The organism is Pseudomonas sp. LBUM1663 (assembly GCF_059695905.1).
Genome location: NZ_CP166792.1, coordinates 4,478,993 through 4,497,574, shown reverse-complemented (window position 1 = coordinate 4,497,574; position 18,582 = coordinate 4,478,993). Strand labels below are relative to the sequence as shown.

At 61.5% G+C, this 18,582-nt stretch carries 12 protein-coding genes; 4 read left to right on the top strand and 8 right to left on the bottom strand.

Annotated features, from left to right (window positions below; translation table 11 throughout):
* Positions 1-28: 28 nt before the first annotated feature.
* Positions 29-985 (top strand): alpha/beta hydrolase, encoded by a 957-nt coding sequence (locus ACA075_RS20650; RefSeq protein ID WP_497295023.1) that lies wholly within the window; start codon positions 29-31, stop codon positions 983-985.
* 246 nt (positions 986-1,231) lie between these two features.
* On the opposite strand, the gene ACA075_RS20645 is transcribed toward ACA075_RS20650, so the two are convergent.
* The 5 genes from ACA075_RS20645 to pvdM form a co-directional block, all read right to left on the bottom strand.
* Positions 1,232-3,709, bottom strand: a complete 2,478-nt coding sequence (locus tag ACA075_RS20645) for a TonB-dependent siderophore receptor (protein WP_497295021.1) — start codon at positions 3,707-3,709, stop codon at positions 1,232-1,234.
* Between the two features lie 320 nt (positions 3,710-4,029).
* Complete coding sequence (locus tag ACA075_RS20640; protein ID WP_497295020.1) at positions 4,030-5,679, bottom strand: cyclic peptide export ABC transporter; 1,650 nt, start codon at positions 5,677-5,679, stop codon at positions 4,030-4,032.
* Between the two features lie 242 nt (positions 5,680-5,921).
* The gene (gene pvdO, locus ACA075_RS20635; protein WP_497295018.1) at positions 5,922-6,800 is read right to left on the bottom strand and encodes a dihydropyoverdine dehydrogenase; all 879 of its coding nucleotides are present in this window, start codon (positions 6,798-6,800) and stop codon (positions 5,922-5,924) included.
* Positions 6,801-6,937: 137 nt separating this feature from the next.
* Positions 6,938-8,218: a pyoverdine-tailoring periplasmic protein PvdN gene (pvdN, locus tag ACA075_RS20630; protein WP_497295016.1), complete on the bottom strand. Its 1,281-nt coding sequence runs from the start codon at positions 8,216-8,218 to the stop codon at positions 6,938-6,940.
* A gap of 30 nt (positions 8,219-8,248) precedes the next feature.
* Entirely contained in the window at positions 8,249-9,598 is a 1,350-nt protein-coding gene (gene pvdM, locus ACA075_RS20625) for a pyoverdine-tailoring dipeptidase-like protein PvdM (RefSeq protein WP_497295014.1), read from the bottom strand.
* A 252-nt stretch (positions 9,599-9,850) separates the two neighbouring features.
* On the opposite strand from pvdM, the gene pvdP reads away from it, so the two are divergent.
* On the top strand, positions 9,851-11,479 hold the full coding sequence (pvdP, locus tag ACA075_RS20620) for a pyoverdine maturation tyrosinase PvdP (protein WP_497295013.1): 1,629 nt from the start codon (positions 9,851-9,853) through the stop codon (positions 11,477-11,479).
* Between the two features lie 113 nt (positions 11,480-11,592).
* Here pvdP and ACA075_RS20615 read toward each other — a convergent pair whose 3' ends face one another.
* From ACA075_RS20615 to ACA075_RS20605, 3 genes are read right to left on the bottom strand one after another with little or no spacing between them, the layout of a single operon-like run.
* Positions 11,593-12,987: an efflux transporter outer membrane subunit gene (locus ACA075_RS20615; protein ID WP_497295011.1), complete on the bottom strand. Its 1,395-nt coding sequence runs from the start codon at positions 12,985-12,987 to the stop codon at positions 11,593-11,595.
* A 7-nt stretch (positions 12,988-12,994) separates the two neighbouring features.
* Positions 12,995-14,968, bottom strand: coding sequence for a MacB family efflux pump subunit (locus ACA075_RS20610; protein ID WP_497295009.1), 1,974 nt, complete (start codon positions 14,966-14,968; stop codon positions 12,995-12,997).
* Positions 14,969-16,141, bottom strand: coding sequence for an efflux RND transporter periplasmic adaptor subunit (locus ACA075_RS20605; RefSeq protein ID WP_497295007.1), 1,173 nt, complete (start codon positions 16,139-16,141; stop codon positions 14,969-14,971).
* A gap of 348 nt (positions 16,142-16,489) precedes the next feature.
* Between ACA075_RS20605 and ACA075_RS20600 the strand changes: the two genes are divergently transcribed.
* On the top strand, positions 16,490-16,972 hold the full coding sequence (locus ACA075_RS20600) for a sigma-70 family RNA polymerase sigma factor (RefSeq protein WP_497295005.1): 483 nt from the start codon (positions 16,490-16,492) through the stop codon (positions 16,970-16,972).
* A 122-nt stretch (positions 16,973-17,094) separates the two neighbouring features.
* Positions 17,095-18,432, top strand: coding sequence for a lysine N(6)-hydroxylase/L-ornithine N(5)-oxygenase family protein (locus tag ACA075_RS20595; protein ID WP_497295003.1), 1,338 nt, complete (start codon positions 17,095-17,097; stop codon positions 18,430-18,432).
* Positions 18,433-18,582: the final 150 nt, after the last annotated feature.

Genomic DNA, 18,582 nt, shown 5'->3' with positions numbered 1-18,582 from the left:
GACCTATTTGTGTAGAAGGATTCGTCCCATGGCCGTGTTGCCAGAACTTGAAGCATTTCTCGAACTCGCCGAGTTCGGCCGGATGACCGGTAAAAGTCGCGCGATGCATGAACAGACTCCGCAACAGGCGCGGATCGATTTTGAAGCGTCGTCAGGGTTTCTCGATGTGCCGCTGGACAGCGTGACCTGCGAGGACTTCACCATTGCCGCGCGGGATGGCCACAGTCTGTCGGCAAGGGTGTATCGCGATGGGCGAGCGGCCGACGGCTTGCAGCCGGTGGTGTTGTATTTCCATGGCGGCGGCTATGTGGTCGGCAGCCTGGATTCCCATGATGCGCTGTGCCGGCGACTGGCCTCGCAAGGCGGGTTTGCGTTGTTGACCGTGGATTACCGACTGGCGCCGGAATGGCGTTTCCCGACGCCGGTGCAGGACGCCTGCGATGCCGGCAACTGGCTGGTGCGCGAAGGCGCAGCGCGGGGGCTGGACGCGAATCGGGTGGCGCTGGTCGGTGACAGCGTGGGCGCAACATTGGCCTCGGTGTTGTCAATCATGGCAGTGCGTGAGCCTGAAGAACTGGCGTTGAAACCCAAGGCCCAGGTGTTGCTGTACCCGGTGACGGATGCGACCACCCAGCGTGCCTCGCACCGCGATTTCGCCGAGGGCTATTTGCTGGAGACGCCAACGCTGGACTGGTTCTACGCGCATTACGGGCGCACGCCGGATGACCTGGCGGATTGGCGTTGCTCGCCTTTACTGGCAGCGGATCTGTCAGGCGTGGCTCCGGCGCTGGTGTACCTGGCCGGGTATGATCCGCTGCGTGACGAAGGGCTGGCGTATGCCGAGCTGTTGCGTGCGGCGGGGAATGAGGTGACGTTGCTGGAGCAGCCGGGGATGACCCATGACTTCATGCGCATGGCGGGGTTGCTGGGCGAAGTGGAAGGGATTCACTCGGAAGTGGCGGGGTGGGTGCGTTCGCGGATCTGATTTGCCATGAAAAAAACCGCCATGCCTGGATCAGGGGTGGCGGTTTTTTTGTGTCCGGGTCAGGGCATTTTGTTTTCCCGGCAATTGCCATCGCGGGCAAGCCCGCTCCCACAGGGATTTGTGAACGCCGCAAAAACTGTGGGAGCGGGCTTGCCCGCGAGGGCGGACTCACATTCACCACAAATCCCTGGCCCAAAAAAATACCCGCATCTCACGACACGGGCATTTTTCATTTCAGCTCACGACTCAGAAATCATACTTCGCGGTGATCTGCAGGTTGCGTGGCTCGCCGTAGAAGGTGGTGCCGAAGTTGCCCAAGCCCGACATGTACTTCTTGTCGAAGACGTTGTAGGCATTGGCGGTGAAGCTCAGGTGTTCGTCGTACTGATAACGGGTCATCAGGTCCACGAGGGTGTAGCCACCTTGTTTGAGCATGGTGCTGCCGCCTTCGCCGTTACCCACGTTCGGGCTGAAGCTCTGGCCGTAGAACGCGCTCTGCCAGCTGACACCGCCACCGATGGTGACCTGGTCCAGCGCGCCAGGCAGACGGTAGGTGGTGAAGGTACGCACCACGTGTTCCGGTTTGCTGGAAGCCAGCGGGAAACCGAAGATACGTTGTTCGTCTTCGTCGCGGGTACGGGCGTAGGTATAGCCGGCGGTCACGTTCCAGCCATCCGCCAGTTCGCCAGCCAGTTCCATTTCCACACCTTTGGTGGTGGCGCCGGAGATGGCTTTGTAAACGTCCTGGCCGGTGCCTACGTCGGTGGTGACGTATTGCGCGACGTTGTCCTGCTCGATCTGGAACAGGGCGAAGCTGGCGTTCAGTTTGCCTTCGAAATACGCCGCCTTGATGCCGGTTTCGTAGCTGTCGCCTTCAACAGGCTTGAGGGTCGAACCGGTCACGTCCTTGTAGATTTGCGGCTGGTAGATCTTGGTATAGCTGGCGTAGACCGAGTACACATCGTTCAGGTCATAGACCACACCGGCGTATGGTGTAACGACGCCGTGTTCCTTGTAGCTGGCGTGGGTGTCGGTCTGGGTGGCGCCTGGATAGTAGGTGTAGTCTTCGTTGTACTTGAAGGTGCTCAGACGGCTGCCGAGGATGAACGACAGGTCGTCGGTCGGACGCAGGCGTGTGGCCAGGTAAAGACCGTTCTGGCTCTGAGTACGTTCGTACTTGCCGTTTTTCGGAAATTCCTGTTTCGGCAGGTGACCGTTCCAGTCAAAGATGCTACCCGGCACTTGGCCGGACGCACTGGTGTCGTAAGTCGAACCGGTCTGGCGCGAGTGGGAAGCCATGAAGCCCGCCACCAATTCATGCTCGCGACCGCCCAGCGAAAACGGACCGGAGACGTTTACGTCCGCGCTGTTCTGTACGCGATGGCCTTCCCAGCGACCCCAGTACAGGAAGTTGCCTACGCCAGTAACCGGGTCGGCGGAGCCACCGCTGGCCGAGGCCAGTTGGGTATCGTGATCGGTGGTTTTCTGGTCGAAGCTGGCCTTGAATTTCCAGTCATTGGCCAGTGCCTGTTCCAGCGACGAGAAATAGGTGACGCTGTCGAAATCACGACGGCTCCAGTTGGCACCCGGGTTGAAACTGCGAGAAAAATCGGTGCGGCTGCCGTCGGTGAAGTACGGCGCGTTACCGGTCCACGAACTGCCGCGTGGCGTTGCGCTGGACTTGTCGACGCCAAAGGTCAGCAGAGTGTCGTCTGTCAGGTCGGCTTCAAGGATGCCGTAGTAGATGTCTTTTTTCTGGGTGTAGTGGTCGATGTACGAGCCTTTGTCCTGGTAGGCACCCACGAAGCGACCGCGCACGTTGCCCGAATCGGTCAGTGAACCGGAGATGTCGCCTTCGGTGCGATAGTTATCCCAGGAGCCGGCGGTTGCGCTGACCGAAGCCTTGAACTCCTTGGTCGGCTTCTTGCGGATCAGGTTGACGGTGGCGGATGGATCGCCTGCGCCTGTCATGAGGCCAGTAGCGCCTTTGATGACTTCGATGTGGTCGAGGCTGGCTGCGTCGTCGCTGTTGTTCGGGTTCTCGCCGTAAACGCCGTCGTAAGGAATGTTGACGCCGTCGTACTGGAAGTTGGTGATGGCAAAGCCACGCGCGGAAAACTCGGTACGGTCACTGTCGTACTTCTGCGACGTGACGCCTGGCGTGTTGCGCAAGGCATCGGCAACGCTGGTGACGCCACGATCGTCCATTTGCTGACGCGTCACCACGGTCACCGATTGCGGCGTTTCGCGAAGGGTCAGCGGCAGCTTGGTCGCGGTGGTGGTGGCGCCGGTAGTGTAGGAGCCGGTGTCTTCAGTGGTCAGGCCCAGGGCCTGGCCGGAAATCGTAGTCGCGCCCAGTTGCAGGCCCGAACCGCCGCCGGAGACCAGCGTGACGCTGTTGCCATTGATCTGGAACGAAATGCCGGTGCCTTTGAGCAGGGCGCTCAGGGCTTCGGACGGCTCCAGCGAACCGGACACTGCACGGGACTTGATACCTGCAACCTGATCCGGGCTGTAGAGGATCTGCAGGTTGGTCTGCATGCCCAGCTCGGTCAGCGCGTTGGAAAGCGGCTGGACGGCAATGTTCACTTTTACAGGTGCAGCGTTGGCCATCGAGCTCCCCAGCAAGGTGGCGGTCAGCAGTACGCTGGTGAACAGGGTGCGATGCAATGTCGGGCGCTGTACGGCCAGCGCGAGAGGTGTGCGGCGTGGTTGAGGTCGCATTACTTACCTGAGCTCCTGAAAAGTGTTGTGCAGAGTTTTTGTTAATAAGAATGATTATTAGACGCGGCACAAACCAAAAACCGGAAAGAAAGCCGTCAATTAATTTTCAGAAAGAAGAAATAACGCCGTTTTGTGGTGAGGGTGATTCCTGTGGCGAGGGGGCATGTCGGAACGCCGCATCGCCCCGTTCGGCTGCGCAGCAGTCGCAAAACCTGCTGGCACGGTATATCTGAAGGAGTGCTTGGGGCGGCTGCGCCACCCAACGGGGGCAAGCCCCCTCGCCACAGGTAATCTCCTCACCACACAGGTGTGTGCAGTGATCAGGCCGGTGCCAGTTCGGTGACAACCCGGCCGCTTTCCATGCGCACCAACTGGTCTGCGACGTCGAAGTAACGGTCATCGTGGGAGATCACGATGATGGTTTTGCCCAGGCGCTTAAGGTCCGGCAGCAGCTCGGTGTAGAAAATCCGGCGGAAGGTCGGGTCCTGGTCGGCCGCCCATTCATCGAACACCAGCACCGGGCGTTCTTCGAGCCAGGCATTGACCAGCGCCAGGCGCTTGCGCTGGCCGGTGGAGAGGTCGGTGGTGGTGAAATTGCCGTCCTTGACGCTGACCTTGTGCGCGATTTCCAGGCGTTGCAGGTATTTGTTGGCGTCTTCGGGGATATGCGTGTCGCCCTGGACCACGTCATCAAAGAGGTAATAGTCAGCGAAGATCGTGGTGAACAACTGGCGATAGTCATCACGATTTTGCGCATCGATGGCCTCGCCGTTGACCCGGATCTCGCCCTGTTGCGGCGTGTACAAGCCCAGCAGCAACTTGATCAGCGTGGTCTTGCCGCAACCGTTCTCGCCGACAATAAACGTGATGTCGCCTTGTTTGATCGTCAAGTTAACCGGGCCCAACTGGAAGGGCGCAGCGCCTTCGGCAGCGGGGAAGGCGAACCGCACATCGGCCAGTTTCAGTTCGTGCACGGCTTGTTTGACGTTGCCCTGATCGCTGAGCAGCAAGTGCGGCTCAGGGGTGGAAAACTGCTCGGACAACTCGGCGATCCGGCGGAAGGCGATCTGCGCGCGGCTGACAATCGGCAACGTGCTGATCAAATGCTCCAGCGGGCCTTTCATATACAACAGCACCAGCACGAAGCCGCTCATCACGGTCTTGTCGGCGCTTGGCCAGAAGGATTGCAGCGCCAGCACCAGGCCGATGACCACGAAGAACAGCATCGAGCCGAAGGTCTTGGCGATCACGAAGGTGTTGACCGAGCGCACCTGGGTCTTGCAGATGAAATCGGCTGTCGCCTTGATCCCCGACACGAACATGCGCTGGCGACGCGGGCGGTGGATTCGCAGTTCCTTGGCGCCATCGGCAATCGCGTTGTAGTGCTTCTGCAATTCGTCTTCAGCGTCACGGGCGGCCATGAACCCCTGCACACCTTTGCTCTGGGCGTAAGCCTGGATCGCGGTGCCAATCAGGATCGCGGCGACCATGATCAGGAACATCGGCCACGACAGGATGGCCAGGTAACCCATGCAACCCAGGGTCACGGTGAGGGAAATCGCCAGCGGGGCGAAGGCGAAGGCGAAGTCGCTGATGGTGTCGACGTCGTGGGTCAGCACCGGAATCAAGCGGTGGCTGCGATAGCGTTCGATCTGTTCGATCGGTGCTGACAGGACCTTTTCACCGAGCTGTTTGCGCAGCCTGGCAATGATGTGCTGGCCGACGTAGTTGGTGCCGATGTCCGAGCAGATCGAGCTCAGTAGCGCCAGCAGGCACAGACCGGCGAACAAGGCGACCACGCCCTGGGTCAGGCCGGTGTCCGAATGCAGGGCGTTGTTGATGGTCGCCAGCAGCACCGTGACGCTCAAACCGCCGACCATGCCCAGGAAAATGGACGCGGTGACGATGAGTCGAAACGGTTTCAACAGGGCGAACAACTCGCCGATGGCGCCACGGGGAGGCTGGGTCATGGAAGACAGTTCCTTGGGTATAAAGGCAGATACCCAGTAGAACGTCTGATCGAGGGGTTAATTTACAACCCGGCCGACTGGTGGTGAGTAGTCAGCAACATGACTGACACCCCACACCCCCTGTGGGAGCGAGCCTGCTCGCGATAGCGGTCTTACATTCAACATATACGTTGACTGTTACGCCGCCATCGCGAGCAGGCTCGCTCCCACAGGGGATTTTGGTGATGCACGAAAGTGTAGGTTTAGAGCTCACGCACGATACGCAAGCCTATCCAGTCGCCACGCTCTTGCGGGTACTGGCTGTTGCGGTTGCCGGAGCGGGAGAACACTGGCGCTTCACCCCAGTCGTTGCCGCGAATGCGCACGGCTTCGCAGTTGGGTTCTAACCACGCGCTGCCATCGGTGGGCGCGCCGACGTAATTCGGGTGTTCGCAGTCTTCGACCCATTCGTAGACATTGCCGTGCATGTCGTACAGGCCGAACGCGTTCGGTGCATAGCTGCCCACCGGCGAGCTGTAGCTATAACCGTCCGCCGGCCCGTAGGTGTTGGCGTGTTGGCTGATGCTGTATTCCTTGCCTTCATCGAACGGGAAGGGGAACGGGCCTTTGGTGCCGCCGCGTGCGGCGTATTCGCGTTGGGCTTCGCTGACCATGTGGTATTTCTGCCCGGTCTTTTTCGAGAGCCAGGCGACGTATTGCTTCACGTCATCGAAGTTCATGCACACCGCCGGCTGACGCGGGCCTTGCGGGTAACGTGGTTTGCTGGCGACACATTCACGACCCGGCCGGGTATCGCCATTGGCGATGGTCACGCCACTCTCACGCACGTAGCTGTCCCATTCGCCTGCGGTGACCTGGAAGCGGCTCATGGCGAAGGGTTTGGCGAAGGTCACTTCGTGCATCGGACTTTCGTCGGGCTCGCGACCGACTTCATCGTCCGGCGTGCCCATGGTGAAAGTACCGGCAGGCAGTACGACCATTTCCGGGCAGTCGCGGCAGTCCTTGAATACTTTGCCGGGTTGCGGGGCGGTGGCCGCCTGAGCGGTGGTTGGCAGTAGGCCGGCGAGGAGGGCGGACAAGGCGAGTGCCTTTAGAGGCACAGTTAATAGATCTCGGTTCATTTGTCGTCTCGATTTAAAAGAAAACTGGCGTCTCTGTGGCGAGGGAGCTTGCTCCCGCTGAGCAGCGAAGCGGCCCCAAAGAAAGGGACTGCTGCGCAGTCCAGCGGGAGCAAGCTCCCTCGCCACAAGGGGCCGCATCAGGCGATCTTGCTCAGCAAGGCCATGAAGCGGTCGATTTGGTTTTCGGTGTTGAGCAGGCCGGGTGCGATGCGGATCACCGGGCCGACGTCGCGGTCCACCGAGTCGCAGACCACGCGGTTTTCCATCAACTGCACGGCGATTTTTTCGCAGTCGCGGTCCTTGATCCGGAAGAAGGTGAACCCGGCCGACAGGTCCGGGCTCTTGGGCGTGACCAACTCAATCTGCGGGTGTTCCAACAGCCGGTTTTTCGCATAGGTGTTAAGGGCGTGGATGCGCGCCTGCACCTCGGCCTTGCCCAGTTCCAGGTGCAGCTTGAACGCCTCGTCCAAGGCCCAGCGATGTTCGAAGCTGTGATAACCGCCAGGGGTCATGATGGTCGAGAACGTGGTCGCTTCGGAGAAGGTCGGAATCGTCGGCGTCACATCCTTGAGCTCGGCCGAACGGGCGCAGATGATCCCGGTGCCGCGCGGGCCGAACATCCATTTGTGGGTGCCGGCGATGAAAAAGTCGCAGTGCATGTCGGGGAAGTCGAGGTCGTCGACGCCGAAACCGTGCACGCCATCGACCACATACAGGATGCGGTCCTTTTCCTCGCGATTGCGATTCCGCTCCTCCACCAGTTTGCCGATTTCACCGATTGGCAGTTTCACACCGCTGCCGGACTGCACCCAGGTCATGCCCAGTACGCGGGTTTCGGGGCGGATGCCTTTGGCGATCGAATCCAGCACCTCATCTGCCGACACCTTGTGGCTGTTCTCGAACAGCTTGAGCTTGCGCACCTTGACCCCGTCCTTCTGCTGGCGGTAACCCAGGGTGTAATTGGTGGCGTAATGTTCGTGTTCGCTGGTGAGGATTTCCTGGTCCGGGCGCACATGGATGCCGCCGTAGATCAGCGACAGGCCTTCGGTGGTGCTGCCGGTCAGCGCGATTTGCTCAGGCTTGGCCTTGAGGTAGCGACCGGCCCAGACGCGCACCGCTTGCTCGCGTTTTTCCGTTTCGCCCAGGTCCCAGTCCATCGCCAGGCCCGGGTTGCGGTCGAGGTTGGCGCGGTGGCGTTCAATCGCCTCACGCACCGGCCGTGGGTGGGACGTCACCAGAAAATTGGCGAAGTGCAGGTAGTTCGGATCCTGGTCGAACAACGAACGCAATTGCGCCCATTTGTCCTTGGACAGCGGCGGTGGATTGGCAGCCAGCGCCGGCAGATTCACGGCAGCACTCAGGGGCAGGCCAGCCGCGATAATACCGGCCTGCTTGAGGAATGAACGGCGGTTAGTCATGAGCTCGGTTCGCTTTTGCAAAAGTGGGCATCAGTTTTTCGCCACCGGTCTGGACGACTTCTGCACCTGGTCCCAGACCCGCAGGAAATTCCCGCCCCAAAGCTTGGCGATATCGGCCTCGCTGTAGCCGCGACTGATCAGCTCGGCCGTCACGTTGCGGGCTTCGCTGACATCCTTCCAGCCATCCAGACCGCCGCCGTCGTTGAAGTCGGAACTGATGCCGACGTGGTCGATACCGATTTTTTTCACCGCGTAATAAATCGCGTCGCCGTAGTCCTTGAGGGTGGCTTTCGGTTCTTCGTCGACGATGGCGTAGAGCTGGCTGGCGTACTCGCCGAAACGTTGTTCGGACCAAACGGTGATGATCGGGTCGCCCGGCATCAGCGCCATCTCCAGGCCTTGCAACGGCTGCAGGTCGAAGCGTGCGCGCAGGGCGTTGAGTTTGTCCTGGGTGGCTTGGCTCAGCGGGCGGATGTAGGTCGGGAAGCCGACAATCTGCACCACGCCGCCGCTGTTCTTGATCAGTTGCATTTCCTGATCGCTGAGGTTGCGCGGGATGTCCACCAAGGCGCGCGGTGCCGAGTGCGAGGCGACCATCGGCGTGCGGCTCAACTGGGCGACTTGCTCCAGGGCCTTGGTCGACATCTGCGACACGTCGATGATCACGCCCAGATCGTTGAGACGATGCACCGCTTGTTTGCCGATCTCCGACAGGCCACCGAGGGCGTCGCGCGAATCATTGAAGAACGGCAGCGGTCGGGACGAATCAGCCCAGGCGTTGTTGCCCACGTAACTGAAACCGAACATGCGCATGCCGCGAGCGGCCCACGTGTCCAGCGCGTTCAGGTCGTTGCCCAGCGGGTAGGCGTTGAGCATGCTCATGAAGATCGCGAACTTGCCTTCGCCGTGCAGGCGGCGGAAATCGTCCGGGGTATAAGCGATGGCGACCTGGTTGGGGAAGTCGCGAACCATCGTGCTGATGATTTTGTAGCGGGTTTCCTGCTCGAACCGGGCTTCGTCGACGAAGCCGGCGGTGGGGCGATGCGGGGCGTTGGCGCCGTTCCAGATTTCCGGCCAGCCGAAAATCGTCAGGGCCGCGCCGGACAGGCGACCGCGGCCGGTCTTGACCAGGTCGAATTGGCCGGTGCCGTCCTTGTCCGCTTCATTGCCGGCGGTGCCGAAGTCCAGCGGCACGGTGACGTGGCTGTCGAACGAGAGGATGCGCTCTTGCAGCTCATCGGCCTGTTTCATCACCTTGGCCGGGTAACCGGGATTGTCCTTGAACCCGTAATCCCAGGCCGCAAAGCCTGCCCCGGCACTGATCGCCAGGGCCAGCGGCAGGCCGATGTAGAGAGCCTTTTTCGAACGTGGTTTTGTCATTGCCATCTCAGTCAGGTTCGCCGCCCCGGTGCGGGCGCAGGGGCCTTTGCTATCTGGGAAGAACGAGTGGCCCGGTTGGAAATTTAGTGGGGCTGATGACCCCATCGCGAGCAGGCTCGCTCCCACAGGGAATCTTCGGTGTTCACCCAATCCTTGTGGGAGCCAGCCTGCTGGCGATGCTCTTAAATTTTTGCAGGCAACAAACGTTCTAGCTTGGATAAAGCCTGCTTCATGGCTGACACAGGTAGGGCAATGACGATTTCTCGACGATGGTTCATGGCAGGCCTGGCGCTGACCGGTGCCGCCGTGCCTGCGGCTTTTTATGGGCATCGCGAATGGACGAAACCGGATCCGACGATCACCCCCGGCGAAGCTTCCTTCGATGTGGCGGATGTCGCCGGCCAGCATTTGGCGAACACCTTGCGTGGCGTCTGGCAGATTCGTTTCGAAGGGCGTGACGCCGGTATCGAAGGCTTGCCACGGGACGGGCTGGAAGTGTTTCTCGACGTCGGCCACAAAGGTCGCGGTCTGATCGGATTCCTCGACACCGCCCAGCGTTTGCGCTCCGGCGATGAACCGCGCTACCGGGTGCTGGGCGATCTGGCAGAAGCCAAGCCGGCTGAGTTGAGCTGGCGGCTGGTCAGTGCCGACGCCGCCCACGGCACGCCGGATTACGAATTCAGCATGTCGCTGGACGAAGTCTGGGCCGGTTTCGGCAACGCCGGCAGCGGTACCCTCAGTGGCCGGGTGCTGAACCTCGATCGTCCGTTGATGATGACCGCCCAGGACAATCGCTTCATCGCCGTCAAACGGGTTTTCCCCGAGGCCCGCGAGCGAGCCGGTCTCAATGCACCGCTGCTGGCGTGGCTGGTGTCCGCCGAACATCGGCTGTTTCACCAGCTCTGGCACGCCTCGCGGGACAAGTGGCATACCCTGACCGAAGACAAGCGTAACGCCCTGCGGGGTATCGGCTGGCAGCCCGGCCCGCGGGACAACGAACGTGATGCCCGTGGCGCGCGCAAGGATCGCAATGGCTCGGGCGTGGACTTTTTCTTCATGCACCGGCACATGCTGGGCACGGCGCGTTCGATGCAGGACTTGCCGTCGTGGCAGCATTTCCCACTGCCGCAGCCAGAACTGGCCCGGGATCGCATCGGCTTCGCCAATTATTGCGACAACCACGACGGCACCGCGCTGCCGCCGACCTGGCAGGCCGACGACGATGCCGAATACTCGCAATGGGTCAGCGACATCAAGACCGCCGAGACGTATCACAGCAACTTCCAGGTCTGGGAGTCGCGCTACCGCGATCCGCGTTATCTGTCGAAGCTCACCCTGGGGCAGTTCGGTTCAGAGGTCGAGTTGGGGCTGCATGACTGGCTGCACATGCGCTGGGCCTCGGTGCCGCGTGATCCGTCCAATGGCCAGCCAGTGCCGTTTGCCCGGGATCCGGCAGACTTTTCCGCGCGCTGGTATGCGCCGGAAAACGACTTTCTCGGCGACCCGTTTTCCTCCCATGTGAACCCGGTGTTCTGGCATTTCCACGGCTGGATCGATGATCGTCTGGAAGACTGGTTCCGTGCGCACGAGCGTTTTCATCCGGGGGAGGTGAGTCGTCTGGAGGTCAACGGCGTGGCGTGGTTTGCGCCGGGGCGCTGGGTCGAGGTGGCTGATCCGTGGCTTGGGCCGAGCACCCATGGTTGCAGCACGACGCCGGGGTTGCAGACGGGCAAGTCGGTCGAGATGGACCCGGAAACCATGAAGCTGGCGCTGCGCATCACCTTTGGTGAAGACGAGAAGAAACTGGCGGACCTGTTCCGCAAAGTGCCGCAGCGGCCATGGTATGCAAGGCATTTGAAGGCCAAGCCGATTACCAGTTAAACCGATAGACCGAGTTATCGTTCTTCGCGGGCAAGCCTCGCTCCTGCAAGGGCATCATTTATACCTGTAGGAGCGAGGCTTGCCCGCGAAGAGGCCCTCACTGGAAACTCAAATCACAGAATCTGCCACCCACCGCCCAACGCCTTGTACAGCGCAATACTCGCCTGCAAACGCGACAACCGCAGCTGCACATTCAGATCCTGCGCGGCATATAACGTGCGCTGGGTTTCCAGTACGGTCAGCAAATCCTCGGCCCCGGCCTGATAACGGCTTTGCGCAATATCGAAGGCGGTCTGCGCCTGGCTCAGTTCCTCGCTTTGCCACTGTCGCTGTGCATCCAGCCCGCGAATGCTGTTGAGGGCTTTTTCCACGTCGGCGAAGCCGTTGATGATCGCCCCGCGATAAGTCTCCAGCAGTTCTTCCTGGCGGGCCGTGGCTTTATCGCGTTCGGCACTCAAGCGACCATTGTTGAACACCGGCGCAAGCAATCCGGCAGTGAGGTTGTAGAACGGACTGCGCAGAATGTCTGCCACCCGGTTCGCCCCCGATCCCAATTCTGCGCTCAAGGTCACCTTCGGCAACATCGCCGCGCGGGCGACGGTGACGTTGGCCTGCGCGGCGGCCAGTTGCGCTTCGGCGCGGGCGATGTCCGGGCGGCGGGTGAGCAATTCGCTGGGCACGCCCGCCGCGATGGTCGGCCATGACAATTGGTCGAAGCGTTCCTGACCCAGCGCCAGTTCCTGAATCGGCCGGCCGAGCAGGGCGGCAAGGCCGATCAATGCGTCCTGCGCCTGTTGCTGCACCAGCGGCAATTGCCGTTGTTGCGCCGCCACCAGGCTCTTTTGCTGCGCCAGTTCCAGGGCCGTTGCCGAGCCAGAATCAAAACGTGTCTGCACCAGTTTCAACACGTTCTGCGCGTTCGCCAGGTTCAGCTCGGCGATGCGGCTTTGCTCCCGCAGCGACAAGGCCTGCGCGTAGGTGTTGGCGACGCCGCTGAGCAGCGTCAATTCCACGGTGGCCTGATCGAACTCGCTGGCCTGCAAAGCGAATTGCGCGCTGTCACGGGAAGCCCGCTGACCGCCCCAGAAATCGATTTCATAAGTGGCGCTGAGATTGGCATCGAAATAATCCACAGCCTTGTTGCTGCTGTCGGCATCGAGCTGGCTGTAACCGTTGCCGCGCAACAGTTTTTGCCGATTGGCGTTGAGGCCGGCCTTGACCTCCGGCAGCAGCGAGCCACCGGCAACCACCGTTTCGGCCTGCGCCTGGCGCACCCGCGCGATGGCGGCGGCTAGGTCGTAACTGCCGGCCCGCGCCTGTTCGATCAGTTGATCCAGCTGCGGGCTGCCAAATTGCGTCCACCATTGCAGGTTGCTTCGGGTGGCGTTTTGCGTGTGCGGCGATTGCCAGGAAGAGGGCGGCTGGAGGCCGCTGTCCGGGCGCTGGGCGGGCGTGCCGCAGGCGCCGAGCAGCAGGCAGAGAGTCAGTAAACTCAGTTGCGGCTTCATGGAGAGATCATTCACTGGTAAGGGCCGTGACCGGGTCGAGTCGGGCAGCTTTGCGGGCCGGCATGAAGCCGAAGACAACACCGGTGACCAGGGCGCAGCCGAAGGCGCCGAGCACCGCTATCAAAGAGAACGCGACGGCGACTTCGCTGAGGATCAGCACGCCGCCGACGATCAGCGCCAGGGCAATCCCGGCGAGTCCGCCGACCACCGAAAGCATCACCGCTTCGGTCAGAAACTGGCGCAGGATGTCGCGCTGACGGGCGCCGGTAGCCATGCGGATACCGATCTCCCGCGTCCGCTCGCGCACGGTCATCAGCATGATGTTCATCACGCCGATGCCGCCGACCAGCAGCGAGATGGCGGCAATCGAGCCCAGCATCAGCGACAAGGTGTTTTGCGTGCGCGCTTCGGCCTGGATCATCGCGGCGTTGTTGGTCAGTTCGAAATCCTTCTTGCCGTTGTGCAGGCGCAGCATCAATTGCTCGATGGCGATTTCGGTCTCCTTGACCTTGCGAGCGTCGGCGGCGGCGATGGCCACGTACTCGGGGTTGTGGGTGCCGAACAGTCGCACACTGGCGGCGGAGTAGGGGATGGCGATGCGGTCGTCGCTGTCGGAGTCGCCGGAGCTGGCGCCTTTTTCCGCAAGCACGCCGACCACTTGGAACGGTACGTTCTCGATCAGGATGTACTGGCCGATCGGGTTGGCCACGTCCTTGAGCAACTTGGTCCGCACCTTGTGGCCGATCACTGCGACCGCCGCGGCGTTGCGTTCATCGTCCTGGGTGAAATAGCTGCCTTGCACCACCGGCCAGTTGAAGATGGCCGGGAAATGGGTGTCGTTGCCGCCGACGTAGCTCAAGTGGTCGAGGTTGCCGAAACGCACCCCGGCTTCCTGGCCGTTGACCGGCATGATCCGCGTCACTTGCGGCAGGCTTCCCACCGCCGCGACGTCATCCAGGGTGACGATACCCAGCGGCGTTCGTGGGTTGGGTGATGAGCCGCTGAGGTAAATGATGTTCGAGCCGAAGGCGCCCATTTGCGCCATGACCTGGCGCTTGCTGCCTTCGCCGACGGCCAGCATGACCACCACCGACGCCACGCCGATGATGATGCCGAGCAGCGTCAGCGCCGTGCGAAAGCGGTTGATCCACATCACCCGCCACGCCGCTTGTACGGCGTCGATCAGCTCGCCTTTCCAGGCCCCGGTGGCTTCGGCGCCTTCGGTCAGGCGCTTGCGCAGATCCACCGCTTGCAGCGCACCGGGGTTGGCCGAGGTTTGTGCTTGAGGGTTGTCCACCGCGCTGTCGCTGATGATCAGCCCGTCGCGGATTTCGATGATGCGCTTGGCCCGGGCCGCGACTTCGCGGTCGTGGGTGATAAGGATCACCACGTGGCCCTGGCTCGCCAGTTCGTCGAGCAGGGTCATGACCTCGGCGCCGCTGTGGCTGTCGAGGGCGCCGGTGGGTTCGTCGGCGAGGATGATGTGGCCGCCGTTCATCAAGGCGCGGGCAATCGACACCCGTTGTTGCTGGCCGCCGGAGAGCTGGTGCGGACGGTTGCCGGTGCGCGAAGCCAGGCCGAGGCGGTCGAGCAGGGCGGCGGCGCGGGCATGGCGTTCGACGGCGGGCAGGCCTGCGTAGATGGCCGGCATCTCGACATTTTCCTGAGCCGAGCCGGATGGGATCAAGTGATAACCCTGGAACACAAAACCAAACGCCTCGCGACGCAGCCAGGCCAGCTCGTCGCTGTCGAGGGCGGCGACGTTTTGCCCGGCGAAACGGTATTCGCCCGAGGTCGGACGGTCGAGGCAACCGAGGATGTTCATCAGCGTCGACTTGCCGGAACCGGACGCGCCGACAATCGCCACGAATTCCCCGGCATGGATCGACAGGTCGATGCCGCGCAGCACGTGAACTTCCGGTGAATCGCCGCCGCCGTAGGCTTTGCGGATGTCCTGCAGGTCGATCAGAGGCGTCTGCATTCAGCCGCCACTCCCGTCGCCCGGGCCGATCAGCAGGTGATCGCCTTCCTGCAAGCCGTCGAGGATCTGCACCCGCAGACGATCGCTGATGCCGGTGCGCACGTCGCGCTGCTGGATGCTGCCGTTTTCAGCGACGACCTGGGCGATTTGCATGTTCGCCTCAGTGCCGGCGTGCAGCGCCGCGACCGGCGCGGTGAGGGTGTTTTTCGCCTGATCGGAAACAAAGAACACCTGGGTGGTCATTTCCGCCATCAACGCGTTGTCGGCGTTATCGACGTCCAGCAACACCGTATACAGCACCACGCGGGCACTGCCGCTTTTGCTCGAACTGGCCGGGCTGCCGCCGCCCTGGCTGGTCTGGTCCAGCGGCTTGGGCGGCACCGGCAGAATCTGCCGCACGGTGCTGATCCAGCGTCGGTTGCCGCCGCTGAGGGTGGTGAACCACGCGGTCATGCCGGGTTTGACGTGGCCGATGTCGGCTTCCGAGACTTCGGCCCACACGGTCATCGGCGACAACTTGGCGATGCGCAGAATCAACGGTGTTTGCTGCTGAGCATTGAGGGTCTGGCCAACCCGGGCGTCGAGGGCGACCACGGTGCCGGCCATCGGCGCGTAGATCCGCGTGTAACCGAGTTCTGCCTGATCGCTGCGCAGGCTGGCCTGGGCCTGGCGGATCTGCGCCTGGAACATGTCGATGCGGGCTTGGGTGGCGTGCAGTTCGGCCTGGGCGGTTTGCACGTCTTCTTCGCGGGTCGCGCCGCCGGCCTTGAGGTTCTGCTGGCGCTGGAACTTCTGCCGGGCCAGTTCGTGCTGCGCCCGCTGTTCCTGGAGCTGCGCCTTGAGGTTCTCGATGGAGAAGCGTCCGGCGTCGAGCTTGGCCTGCTGAGTGGATGGATCGATCTCCAGCAGCAACTGGCCTTCCTTGACCACGTCGCCGACTTCCACGTGAATCTTCTGGATCTGCCCGGACGCCTGGGCGCCAACGTCGACGTAACGCCGCGGTTGCAGGGTGCCCAGCGCCGTGACACTGCTTTCAATGTCGCCACGACTGACTTGCACGGTGGCGAATTTATCCCGGCCCGGCGGGATCACTTGCCAGGCGGCGATGGCGATAACGGGGATCAGACATAGTGCTACAAGCAGGGCGCGTCGGGTCTGTCGGGGACGTTTCATGCAGGGTTCCGGCCAATGGGTATCGGCCCGTCGTTCAGCCTGCGCATGAAAAACGGCGGCAGGCGAACGCTGTCGGGGAGCCGACAGACACGGGGAGCTGTCCTGTAAACGAGGAAAGTGATGGGGAATTTAGGCGCGGACACAGGTCGATACAAACGGGGATAAATCCCTTCGCCACACAGGTGTAGCACATGACTATTTATCGGGTAAGTCAAAGCAACACTTTAAATCTATATGAGAATTACTATAAATTACGCGGCTCGAACTGCCACCATCTTGCCACTGCCCATTTGTGCGGTCGCAGAAGTGGCTCAAGGATAGAAACCGCACCCTGTGCGGCCGGGAGTCATGTTGGAAAACTACTATCGCGAGCTGGTGTGTTTCCTGAACGCCAAGCTAGGCAACCGTCAGGTGGCCGAAGATGTGGTGCATGACGCTTATCTGCGGGTGCTGGAGCGTTCCAGTGACACGCCGATCGAGCAGCCCCGGGCCTTCCTTTATCGCACCGCGCTGAACCTGGTGATCGACGATCATCGCCGCAATGCCTTGCGCCAGGTCGAATCGCTGGATGTGCTCGACAACGAAGAGCGCTACTTCACCCCATCCCCGCACACCTGCCTCGATCATGGCCAGCGCCTGGAGATGCTCCAGCGTGCCCTGGCGGAGTTGCCGCGGCTGTGTCGCGAAAGTTTTCTTTTGCGCAAGATCGATGGCCTGTCGCACCCGGAAATCGCCGAGCACCTCGGTATCTCCCGCGCGCTGGTGGAGAAGCACATCGTCAATGCCATGAAGCACTGCCGCATACGGATGCGCCAGTGGGACGCCCATTGATCCCTTCTCTCTAAATTTTTTTTCATTGTCCTCGTTCCTACTCAACAGACGACCTGCTGTCCTGCATCAGGTCACTTAGGCTTATTCCCCTTGTTGAGGGGTTCATCCAGAGGACACTGGAAATGACACAGGCAATTGCATCGCCCATCGTTCACGACCTGATCGGCGTCGGATTCGGCCCTTCGAACCTGGCGCTGGCCATCGCTCTGCAAGAGCGCGGGCCGAGCCAGGGCGAGCTGGATATTCTGTTTCTCGACAAGCAGCCCAACTACAGCTGGCACGGCAATACCCTGTCGACCCAGAGCGAGCTGCAGATTTCCTTCCTCAAGGACCTGGTGACCCTGCGCAATCCGACCAGCCCGTATTCGTTCGTCAACTACCTCAAGCATCACGGCCGTCTGGTGGACTTCATCAACCTCGGCACCTTCTACCCGTGCCGCATGGAGTACAACGACTACCTGCGCTGGGTCGCCGGCCAGTTTGAAGCCCAGAGCCGCTATGGCGAAGAAGTGCTGACCATCGAGCCGGTGCTGCACAATCAGCAGGTCGAGGCGCTGCGGGTGATCTCCCGTGACGCCACGGGTCATCAACAGGTACGCACCACCCGTTCGGTGGTGGTCAGTACCGGCGGTACACCGCGCATTCCCGAAGCGTTCAAGGCGCTGAAAGATGACGGCCGCGTGTTCCACCACTCGCAGTACCTGGCGCAGATGGCCAAGCAGCCCTGCGTGAATAATCAGCCGATGAGCATCGCGATCATCGGTGGCGGGCAGAGCGCGGCGGAAGCCTTCATCGATTTGAACGACAGCTTCCCGTCGGTGCAGGTGGACATGATCCTGCGTGGCTCGGCGCTGAAGCCGGCGGATGACAGCCCGTTCGTCAACGAAGTGTTCTCGCCGGAGTTCACCGACTTGGTGTTCCAGCAGGCGAGCAGCGAGCGCGAGCGTCTGGTCAACGAGTACCACAACACCAACTATTCGGTGGTGGACATCGACCTGATCGAACGCATCTACGGCATCTTCTATCGCCAGAAAGTCTCAGGCATCGCGCGCCACGCGTTCCGCACCCTGACCACCATCGAGAAAGCCACCGCCACCGAGCGCGGTATCGAACTGGCGGTGCGCAACAATGCCACCGGTGAAGTCACGGTTCGCCTGTACGATGCCGTGGTACTGGCCACCGGTTACGAGCGCCAGATGCACCGCAAACTGCTGGCGCCACTGGAGCAATACCTGGGTGATTTCGAGGTGGATCGCAACTACAAACTGATCACTGACGAGCGCTGCAAGGCCGGCATCTATATGCAGGGCTTCTGCCAGGCGAGCCACGGTTTGAGCGACACGCTGTTGTCGATCCTGCCGATTCGCGCGGATGAGATTGCCGGTTCCTTGTATGACCATGGCAAGCACCGTGGGCATAGCCGGTCGGTGGTGGATTTGTTGTTGGCCACTGCCAGCTAAAATGTGTGGTGGCTGTGAGGCCGTCATCGCGGGCAAGCCCGCTCCCACAGTTTGATCTATCGACACAAAATCCGTGTTCACTAGAGATCTCTGTGGGAGCGGGCTTGCCCGCGATGGGGTCCTGAAAGGCACCACAAATATTGAAAGCTG

Excerpts from the sequence above, each read along its gene's own strand:
- ACA075_RS20650 (WP_497295023.1), top strand. The coding sequence starts at position 29 with ATGGCCGTGTTGCCAGAACTTGAAGCATTTCTCGAACTCGCCGAGTTC.
- ACA075_RS20645 (WP_497295021.1), bottom strand. The coding sequence starts at position 3,709 with ATGCGACCTCAACCACGCCGCACACCTCTCGCGCTGGCCGTACAGCGC.
- ACA075_RS20640 (WP_497295020.1), bottom strand. The coding sequence starts at position 5,679 with ATGACCCAGCCTCCCCGTGGCGCCATCGGCGAGTTGTTCGCCCTGTTG.
- pvdO (WP_497295018.1), bottom strand. The coding sequence starts at position 6,800 with ATGAACCGAGATCTATTAACTGTGCCTCTAAAGGCACTCGCCTTGTCC.
- pvdN (WP_497295016.1), bottom strand. The coding sequence starts at position 8,218 with ATGACTAACCGCCGTTCATTCCTCAAGCAGGCCGGTATTATCGCGGCT.
- pvdM (WP_497295014.1), bottom strand. The coding sequence starts at position 9,598 with ATGACAAAACCACGTTCGAAAAAGGCTCTCTACATCGGCCTGCCGCTG.
- pvdP (WP_497295013.1), top strand. The coding sequence starts at position 9,851 with ATGACGATTTCTCGACGATGGTTCATGGCAGGCCTGGCGCTGACCGGT.
- ACA075_RS20615 (WP_497295011.1), bottom strand. The coding sequence starts at position 12,987 with ATGAAGCCGCAACTGAGTTTACTGACTCTCTGCCTGCTGCTCGGCGCC.
- ACA075_RS20610 (WP_497295009.1), bottom strand. The coding sequence starts at position 14,968 with ATGCAGACGCCTCTGATCGACCTGCAGGACATCCGCAAAGCCTACGGC.
- ACA075_RS20605 (WP_497295007.1), bottom strand. The coding sequence starts at position 16,141 with ATGAAACGTCCCCGACAGACCCGACGCGCCCTGCTTGTAGCACTATGT.
- ACA075_RS20600 (WP_497295005.1), top strand. The coding sequence starts at position 16,490 with ATGTTGGAAAACTACTATCGCGAGCTGGTGTGTTTCCTGAACGCCAAG.
- ACA075_RS20595 (WP_497295003.1), top strand. The coding sequence starts at position 17,095 with ATGACACAGGCAATTGCATCGCCCATCGTTCACGACCTGATCGGCGTC.